Genomic DNA, 8,591 nt, shown 5'->3' with positions numbered 1-8,591 from the left:
CGTCCACGTCGCCGGCGCCGGCGATGATCAGTGCGAAGGCGGCCAGGACGGCCACGAGAAAGCCGAGGACGGCCAGCGGTGCGAGTCCCGCGCGGGCACCGTCGCCCAACAGCAGTGTTCCGGCCAGGGCCGGCAGCAGCGTCTCGCCGGCGCACTGGCCGGCCATCGCCGTGGTGACCGCACCACGTTGCAGCGCGACGGCGAACAGGGCCAGGCCCAGCCCGCCGTAGGCCAGCAACGCCCAGGTCGCGGGGTCGGTCGGCACGTCCGACCATGGTCGGGCCTCGATCAGCCGGGCACACAGCGCCGCCCCGCCGAAGGCCAGTCCGGACAGCAGCCCGAGCAGCGCGCCCGCCCGCCGCGGCCAGGCCCACAGCACCAGTCCGACCAGCCCGACGAGTACCGGGACCCCGGCGACGAGTCCCCAGGAGACCGCCGTCGACGCCGGATCGGCCCGTCCCGGTCGTGCGGTCAGCGCCAGCAGCACCATTCCGGCGCCCAGCGTGGCCAGGGCAACCACCTCCCGGCGGGAGAGCCGGGCGCCGAGGATGGCCACCGCGAGCACCGCTGTCACCCCGACCGAACCGGCGAGGATGGCCTGGACCGCGAACAGTGGCAGGCCCCGCACCGCGAGCAGGGAGAGCAACCAGCCCAGCAGGTCCAGCCCGAGCCCGGCCAGGTAGGGCAGCTGGACGGCGAGGTGGGCCAGCGCCGAGGGCCGGAAGGCCGCGGCGACCTCCCGCGCACCGTCTCCGCTGCCGGCCTGACCCGTCACGCCGCCCGCCGACGCCGACGCCGACGCCGTGGACGTGGACGTGGACGTTGGCGTGACCGTGGACGTCGGCGCGGTAGCGGTCGCGGTGCGGGCCGCACCTACTGACTGGAGCACCGAGCCGGCCCCGTAACACAACGCACAGGCGAAGGCGGCCAGAACGGCGAGCAGCACAGCCGCGACGGTACGCCAGCACCATCCACCAGAGTGCGCGTGGTGACCGCACACCGTTGCCTTCGTCGCGGATCGTCAGGTCCACCATCGCCGCCACCAGCGCTGATCCGCGGCCGGCTCAGAGGTGACCACAGGATCGAAGGTGGAATCGCCACCGTCCGTGACGGTCACGATGTGGACGTCACGAGCGGCGCCTTTCCCTCGCCTTGCCTACGCGCGGGTGAGTGGGACGGCCGCCGCGTAGACGATCACCTGCTGGGGACGAACGATCTGGTCGCGCCACAGGTAGCCGGGCCGGACGGTCTCGGCGATGCGGCCCGCCTGCTCGGCGTCCGGTGCCGGCCGGGACGCCACAGCCTCATGCCTGGCCGGATCGAACGGTCCCTCATCGGCGATCCAGCTCACCTCACAGTGGATGATCATGATGCCGATTCGCTGGGTGATCCAGCGGGCGAAGGCGGCCGCTGCCGCGGGGTCGGCGATCGCCTCGTCGTCGGTCAGGTCGACCAGACCGTCGGCCACGGCGATCAGATCGCGGACGATGTCCGGCGGCCGCCGATTCGGCGCGTCCTGGCAGTTCAATGGTTCGCGCCGCGGCGACAGCAGCCGTCGGATGCGCACGAGACCATCACCTCACCTTCGACGCATCACCCGGCCGGGCGGTCGCCTCCGGCTCGTCCCTGCTGACGAAACACGGCCACTCGGTGCCCGCATCCATCGTGTTGTCCGGCCCGGCCTCCCCCCGGACGGCCGGGCCGGACAGAAACGTAGCTGGAACCATGGCACCGAACGTGGCGCTTTGTCGGCATGATGAGTACCGGTTGTCCCGTCCTGTCCTGTCAGGACAGGCGAAACGGGCGAAAACTACCCATGTGCCCGAACGGGATGGCAGACGCCGCGGGACGTGCCGCGGCCCGGCGGGAAACGGAAACGATGTCGTACACGGGGGAGACACCGTCGGAGGACCCGGACGGGGTCGCCAGCTACCAGGATCTGCACGAAGCGATCACCCGGCTGTGGGGACGCTCCAACGACCGGTCGGTCGAGTCACGAACCGGGCTGTCCAAGACCACCATCAACGACCTGCGTAACCGGCGACGTCGGCTCACCGAGCACTCGGTGACCCGGATCGTCGAGGCCTTCGATCCGCAGCGACGCACCGCCTGGTTGGCCGCCTGGCATCGGCTGCAGCACAGCGCCGGCCTCGGCCAGGCGCCCGACGTCGACCCGGCCGAGCCCATCCCGCCGGCCGAGCTCGTCGAATCGAAGGAGGCGGCTCAGCCGGTCGAGCCTGCTCCCGTGGGGGCCGGCCGGGGGTGGCCGGCAAGGCCGGTCCGGGTGCTGGTCGGTGCGGCTATCGGCCTTCTCGGCATCGGTCTCGGCGCCGGCCTCGGCTTGGGCGCCCTGCTGTTCGGCGGCGCCGCGTCGACCGCGTCGACCGCGCTGCAGGCCGCGCGTACCGCGACCGGCCCGTCGGGATGCTACGACCTGCCGCTGCGAACGACGGCGACCGTGGTCGACCAGCGAGGTGCCGCGCAGTACGACGTCCGGGTCTCGCAGGCGTCCTACACCTATTACCCTGCCTGGAACCCGTCCTTGGAGGTGGGCGGCCGGTTGTCGGCGCCGGTGCCGGCCGGCAAGGAACTCGTCGGCGCCGGGTGGGCGGATCCCGGCACGACCGATTCGACTCCGCGGCGCAACCCGGGCAACGGCCGTTACTACCCCGGGGACGTGCTCACCGTCTCCGACGAGCTCTGTTTTCGTGGGCCGCGGGGCATCATGGGCTATCCCGGCTATCCCGGGATCACGACCCGGATCTACATGATGCTGGTCGACCGGGGCGGGGCGACGGTGCTGGCCCGCGACGCCGAACGGCTCGACGGATTCACCGACCGCGATCTGGCCGTGCGCGGGGCCGACATCATCGGCTACGTCGACATTCCCTCAGCGACGATGACGCCCCCGAACAGCTGACCCGTCAACCGTCCGTGGATCTGTGGGTCCTGCCGTCGGCCGGTCGTCACCTTCCGTCCGCCGAGCATTACCTGCACCAGGCTGGACGGCACCCCTCGCGCGAAGCCGAACCCGAAGCCATGGGTGGGCGGCGCCGGGCGGAGCGGGTCACCCATGATCCGGGCGGACGGTCGCCCGCGGGTGGTCGCGGCGGCGGGTCAGGTAGGCGGTCTCGGCGGTGTTGGTGCTCAGGGCGAGAGCCCGGTCGTAGGCGGCGCGTGCCTGCTGGTCGCGGCCGAGGCGACGTAGCAGATCCGCCCGGGTGGCGTGGTAGGCGTGGTAGGTGGACAGCGGGGCCGCGAGCCGGTCGACGGCGGCCAGGGCGACCTCCGGTCCGTCGAGTTCGGCGACGGCGATGGACCGGTTGAGCACGATGATCGGCGCCGGGTCGAGGCGGATGAGCTGGTCGTAGAGGGCGATGATCTGCGACCAGTCGGTGTCGTCGGCGTCGCGGGCCGACGTGTGGACGGCGTTGATCGCGGCCAGGATCTGATAGCGCCCCGGCGCCGACCCCGCCGTCGTGGCCGCCGCGACGGCGGCGAGACGTTCGCGGACCAGCCGGTGGCCCTCGGCGATCAGCGCCGTGTCCCAGGCGCCGCGGTCCTGCTCGCCGAGGGGGACCAGAACGCCGTCCGAACTGACGCGGGCGGTGCGGCGGGCCTCGATGAGCAGCATCAGCGCCAGCAGGCCGGCCACCTCGCCGTCGTCCGGGAGCAGGGCGCGCAGCAGGCGGGTCAGGCGGATCGCCTCGGCGGTCAGGTCGGCGCGGACGGGGTCGGTGCCGGGCGGGCCGCTGGCCAGGTAACCCTCGTTGAACACCAGGTACAGGACGGCGAGCACGCCGCCGACGCGGGCCGGCAGATCCGCCGCGGCCGGCACCCGGTAGGGGATACGCGCCGTCGCGATCTTGGACTTCGCGCGGGTGATCCGCGCACCCATCGTGGTCTCCCGCACCAGGAAGGCGCGGGCGATCTCGGGGACGGTCAGGCCGCCGACCATCCGCAGGGTCAGCGCGACGCGGGCCTCGGGGGCGAGCGCCGGATGACAGCAGGTGAAGATCAGCCGGAGCCGCACGTCGTCGACTGCGCCGATCGGCTCGGGCGGGGTGTCGCCGTCGTCACCGGACAACAACCGAGCCTCCCGGTATCTGTCGTCGCGTCTGCTCTCCCGCCGCAGACGGTCGATGGCCTTACGGCCCGCGGTGGTCGTCAGCCAGGCGCCGGGACTGGGTGGGACGCCGTCGGTCGGCCACCGTTCGACGGCGGTCGCGAACGCCTCGGCCGCCGCCTCCTCGGCGCGGTCGAAGTCGCCAAGGCGCCTGGTCAGGATGGCGACCACCCGGGCCCACTCGGCGCGGTGGGCCCGCGTGATCGCCGCCTGGACGTCGACCTCGCTCACAGGAACGGACGGATCTCGATCCTGCGGTTGCAGGCCTTCGAACCCTCGGCGGCAAGCGCCAGGGCCACATCGAGATCGGCGGCCTCGAGGATCCAGAAGCCGGCGAGGAACTCCTTGGACTCCACGAACGGTCCGTCGGTGACCAGCGCCTCGCCACCCCGGTTGTCGACCACGGTCGCCGTGTCGGGGAACCCGAGACCGCCGGCGAAGACCCAGTGCCCCTGCTCCTGGAGCCGCGTGTTGAACACGTCGATCGCGGCCTGCTCCTGCTCGGTGCCGAGTTCGGGACGGTCCTGGATCACGGACATCAGATACTGCATCGCGAGATCAGCTCCTGTGGTTCGCGGGCGCCCCCGGTGGGCGACTGTCGCTCACCCCTGCTACGAACGCCGCCGCCCCGATTCGACACCGGGCCCCGCGGAAGTTCTCACGACCGTTCCCGCACACGTTCGCATGTCGCCGCGCGGCCGGGTCGGGCCAGGATCGATCCGGCCACGCGGCGACGTCCGTGCGCTACTCGCGGCTGGCCGGATGCCCGGTGCACAGCGCGGCGCGCAGATGGGCGTCGCGGGGGGAGGGCCGACGCTCGAGTCGGCTCCGCAACAGGGCCTGGGCGATGTCGGGCCGGCCGGCCTGGACGGCGCAGTAGATCGTGGTGTCCTCGACGATCTCGCGCTGGGCGGCGCTGCCCCCGAGCCGTTCGACACCGGGCAGGGCGACCAGCGCCTCGGTCGCCCGGTCGGGATCGCCCAGGGTGAGGTGGATCAGGGCGTCGGCCAGCGGTGCGACCGTGTCGGTGAACACGGTGCTGGTGCGGGCCGCCGCGGACCGGCGCAGTGCGGCGAGCCGCTGGCAGTCCCCGACGGCGGCCAGCGCGATGGCCGCGTGCAACGCCACGAACGGCGTCGGCGGATCGACGAGCAGGCCACCGGGGACGGTGTCCAGCACCGGGCCGAGATCCACCGACGTCCAGGTGCCGGCGGTGAAACCGCGCCACAGCAGCGACGCGGAGTCGACCAGCGCCCGGACACCGGCGACGGCCGGCGGCGCGAGCTGGGCGGTGAAACGTGCCCGGACCGCGCTGTCCTCGCCGAGGGCGATCTCGTGCATGGCCGCGTGCCAGGAGAAGTGGGCCCGGTGCGACGAATCCGAACCGCAGGTCGAGATCCAGGTGTCCAACCAGGCCAGCCCGGCCGCATGGTCACCGGTCTCGTAGTGGACGTGGGTCTTCGCGTGGACGGCGTGCCCGGCGGTCGGCTCGACGGCGAGCGCCAGCGCCGAAAGCTCGGCCGCCTCCTCGTAACGTCCCTGCTCCTGACGGGTGAAGGCGAGCAGCCCCCGGTACCACCAGTTGTCGCGGTAGACCGGAGCGAGCCCTTCGACCAGCGCCCAGGCCTCGGCCGGAAGTTCCGTCGCACCGCTGAACGCGATGGTGGGCACGGCGATGCTGACCGCCAGGGCGTCCTCGGGGTAGGCGTGGATGTAGCTGAGCAGCGCCGCCGCCGACCCGGCTCCGCCCGGTTCGTGGATGCGGGCGGTGACGACGTCGATGAAACGCCGTTCCCGCTCGTCGGCCCGTCCGGCGTACCGCCGGGCCTGCGCCAGGGCGGCCTCGACGTCGACGTCGGCGCCCCATTCGGCGCCGAGCAGCGCCAGCACCGCCTGCCCGAGGGCGAACCGCGGGTCGGCCTCGACCGCCTCGGCCACCAGCGTCTCGGCGCCCGACCGGACCCGTAGGATGCGGCCGAGCCCGGCGACGTAACGGCCGGCCGCCGCCGAACTCGCGGTCAGCGGCAGACCGTAGGGGTCGTGCACGCGTCGGACGCCCCGAGGTCCGGGGAGCGCGGCCACGAGGGCGGGGGCGAGCGCGGCGGCTTGGCCGCGGATCTCCGGCATCGCCGTGCTTTCCCACAGCTGCCCGCGGCGCAGCGGTCCGATCGCCCAGATCGCCGGGTGGGGCCCGTCGGCGGCGGCCAGGCGGCCGGACGCGTCGGTGGCGAAGCCCAGATCGAGTGCGTCCGGGGTGGCCAGGCCCGCGGCGAGCAGGTTCATGACCAGGGGATCGTGGCTGGTGCGCACACCGGAGCCCGCGCCGGTGCAGTTCAGGACAGCCGCGGCGAGCACCCGGGAGCCGTCGCTGAGCGAGACCTCGACACCGGTCTCGGTCTCGCGTGCGCCGACGACCCGCGCGGCGTGGGTGACCAGCGATCCTTCGGTGCGGCGCTGCTCGAGCCAGGCGTGGACGGCGGGGTCGACGCGGTGACGCACCTGATCCCAACGGCGCACCGTGGTCGCCAGGAACGTCGCCTGGTCGGCGACGGGCAGCCGCGACCACAGTTCGGCGGTCAGCGGGCGCAGCGCGTCCACCGCCCGCCGCCAGTCGCCCCCGGCGGCGCGGATGTGCGCGAAGACCAGCCGGCGGGCCTGCCCGAGGCTCATCGGCCCGGCGGGCAGCCGCGGGGCGGCCAGTGGCGGCGCCGGTTCGACCGCGTGCGGCAACGGCAGCAGCCCGTGCCGCGAGGTGACGTGCAGCCGCACCCCGGCCCTGCTCCAACGCTGGGCCATGTCGGTCATCGTCAGGCCGGCGCCGACGAGCAGCACGTCGCTGCCGGTCGGAACGTACGCCTCGGCCTGCGAACGCCACGGATCGGCGATGAACCGGGGTGAGCGGGCCAGCGCCGAAGGCACCCAGGAGGTCGTCGAGGCGCCGTGGCCGAGGGCCAGGACGACACCGTCCACCGGATGGCTGGTGCCGTCGTCGAGGGTCAGCCGCAGCCGACGACCATGGCGGCGGATGTCGGTGGCGCGGGCACGCACCTGCTCACAGCGCACACCGCTCGCGGCGCGCAGCGTCTCCTCGAGGGTGTGACGAAGATAGTCGGCGTAGAACTGGCGGGGCGCGAAGCCACCCGGCGGAAAGTCGACCGCGACATGCCGGCGAAGCCAGCGCAGGAAATGCTGCGGATCATCATCAAAGGCGCTCATCTTCGCGGCCGGCACATTGAGCCGGTGCCGCGGATCCCGGGTCAGATACGCCAGACCCGTACCCACCTCGTCCGGTTCGACCAGCAGTATCGTGAACCTTCGGCCGGTAACCGACGCGGACCTTGCCAGCTGGGCGGTGGCGAGGCACCCGCTGGCCCCACCACCCACCACCGCGACGACCACCGGCGCACTCATCGGGACCGTCGACAGCTTGTACGCGGACACCTGAGCATGAAGATCTCCTTTTCCGTCCATTCCCGTCGCCAGCAGAGTAAGCACAGTCGGGGCGGTCGGTGAACTGGAATGACGGAATACGGACACCCCGGACACACTCGGTCCCCGAGATCGACGGATCAGTGCCCGATCATTCGGTGCCGGAGGAACAAGCGTGGGACCGGGGCGCGACACCATGGCGGTAACGGGTTCGGCGTCACACCCCGCCCACCTCGCGGTGGATCAGTGCCGGATCAGAAGCCCCCGCCCGAAGCCCCTCGGTCGTGTGGGTCGGTGGCATCACCGTGCTCCCGCGGCGGCGCGGCCACCGAGGTGCGGGGAGCGCGCAGTAGGCTGACCGGCCATGCCAGCGCAACCACTGCGGGAACTCGTCGAGGCGGGCTGGGCGCGGGCCCTCGAACCGGTAGCCGACCAGATCACGGCCATGGGCGACTTCCTGCGGGCGGAGATCGCCGCCGGCCGTAGTTACCTGCCCGCCGGCCCGCATGTGCTGCGCGCCTTCCAGCAGCCCTTCGACGACGTGCGGGTGCTGATCGTCGGTCAGGACCCCTACCCCACACCCGGTATGGCCATCGGCTACAGCTTCGCGGTGGCACCCGAGGTGCGCCGGCTACCGGGCAGCCTGCAGAACATCTTCCAGGAGCTGAGTACGGACGTCGGCGCGCCCCGCCCGTCCAACGGCGACCTGACCCCCTGGACGAGCCAGGGGGTGCTCCTGCTGAACAGGGCGCTGACGACGGCCCCGCGCCAGCCCGGCTCGCACCGCGGCAAGGGCTGGGAGCCGGTCACCGAGCAGGCGATCCGGGCGCTGGCCGCGCGGGGCAAACCGCTGGTCGCCATCCTGTGGGGCGCCGACGCGCGCAGCCTTCGGCCCTTCCTGGACGGCGCGGCGGTGATCGAGTCGACCCATCCGTCCCCCCGGTCGGCCGATCGCGGTTTCTTCGGGTCCCGCCCGTTCAGCCGGGCCAACGACCTGCTGCTGCGCCAGGGCGCCCAGCCCGTCGACTGGAGCCTT

7 protein-coding genes are annotated in these 8,591 nt (G+C 72.8%); 2 read left to right on the top strand and 5 right to left on the bottom strand.

All coding sequences use genetic code 11. The features are described 5' to 3' along the window. Nucleotides 1-946 (bottom strand): hypothetical protein (locus tag G6R24_RS15350; protein ID WP_163549933.1); only part of this gene is annotated, 946 nt, incomplete at its 3' end. Between the two features lie 210 nt (nt 947-1,156). After that, nucleotides 1,157-1,567: a nucleotide exchange factor GrpE gene (locus tag G6R24_RS15345; protein ID WP_163549932.1), complete on the bottom strand. Its 411-nt coding sequence runs from the start codon at nt 1,565-1,567 to the stop codon at nt 1,157-1,159. A gap of 312 nt (nt 1,568-1,879) precedes the next feature. On the opposite strand from G6R24_RS15345, the gene G6R24_RS15340 reads away from it, so the two are divergent. Then, nucleotides 1,880-2,920 carry an XRE family transcriptional regulator gene (locus G6R24_RS15340; protein ID WP_163549931.1) on the top strand — a complete coding sequence of 347 codons (1,041 nt, stop codon included), beginning with the start codon at nt 1,880-1,882 and terminating at the stop codon, nt 2,918-2,920. 147 nt (nt 2,921-3,067) lie between these two features. On the opposite strand, the gene G6R24_RS15335 is transcribed toward G6R24_RS15340, so the two are convergent. From G6R24_RS15335 to G6R24_RS15325, 3 genes are all read right to left on the bottom strand, one after another. Beyond that, nucleotides 3,068-4,357 (bottom strand): RNA polymerase sigma factor, encoded by a 1,290-nt coding sequence (locus G6R24_RS15335; protein WP_163549930.1) that lies wholly within the window; start codon nt 4,355-4,357, stop codon nt 3,068-3,070. After that, entirely contained in the window at nt 4,354-4,665 is a 312-nt protein-coding gene (locus G6R24_RS15330; protein WP_225438571.1) for a YciI family protein, read from the bottom strand. The genes G6R24_RS15335 and G6R24_RS15330 overlap by 4 nt, the downstream gene beginning before the upstream one ends. Before the next feature lie 205 nt (nt 4,666-4,870). After that, nucleotides 4,871-7,567: an FAD/NAD(P)-binding protein gene (locus G6R24_RS15325; protein WP_225438570.1), complete on the bottom strand. Its 2,697-nt coding sequence runs from the start codon at nt 7,565-7,567 to the stop codon at nt 4,871-4,873. Between the two features lie 352 nt (nt 7,568-7,919). Between G6R24_RS15325 and G6R24_RS15320 the strand changes: the two genes are divergently transcribed. Beyond that, nucleotides 7,920-8,591: uracil-DNA glycosylase (locus G6R24_RS15320; RefSeq protein ID WP_163549928.1), on the top strand; the 672-nt coding region annotated here is incomplete at its 3' end.

This window comes from Candidatus Frankia nodulisporulans (assembly GCF_902806475.1).
Lineage (GTDB): Bacteria > Actinomycetota > Actinomycetes > Frankiales > Frankiaceae > Frankia > Frankia umida.
Note: the sequence above shows the minus strand (reverse complement) of the source record. Positions and strands in the feature narration are given on the sequence as shown.

Excerpts from the sequence above, each read along its gene's own strand:
- G6R24_RS15340 (WP_163549931.1), top strand. The coding sequence starts at position 1,880 with ATGTCGTACACGGGGGAGACACCGTCGGAGGACCCGGACGGGGTCGCC.
- G6R24_RS15330 (WP_225438571.1), bottom strand. The coding sequence starts at position 4,665 with ATGTCCGTGATCCAGGACCGTCCCGAACTCGGCACCGAGCAGGAGCAG.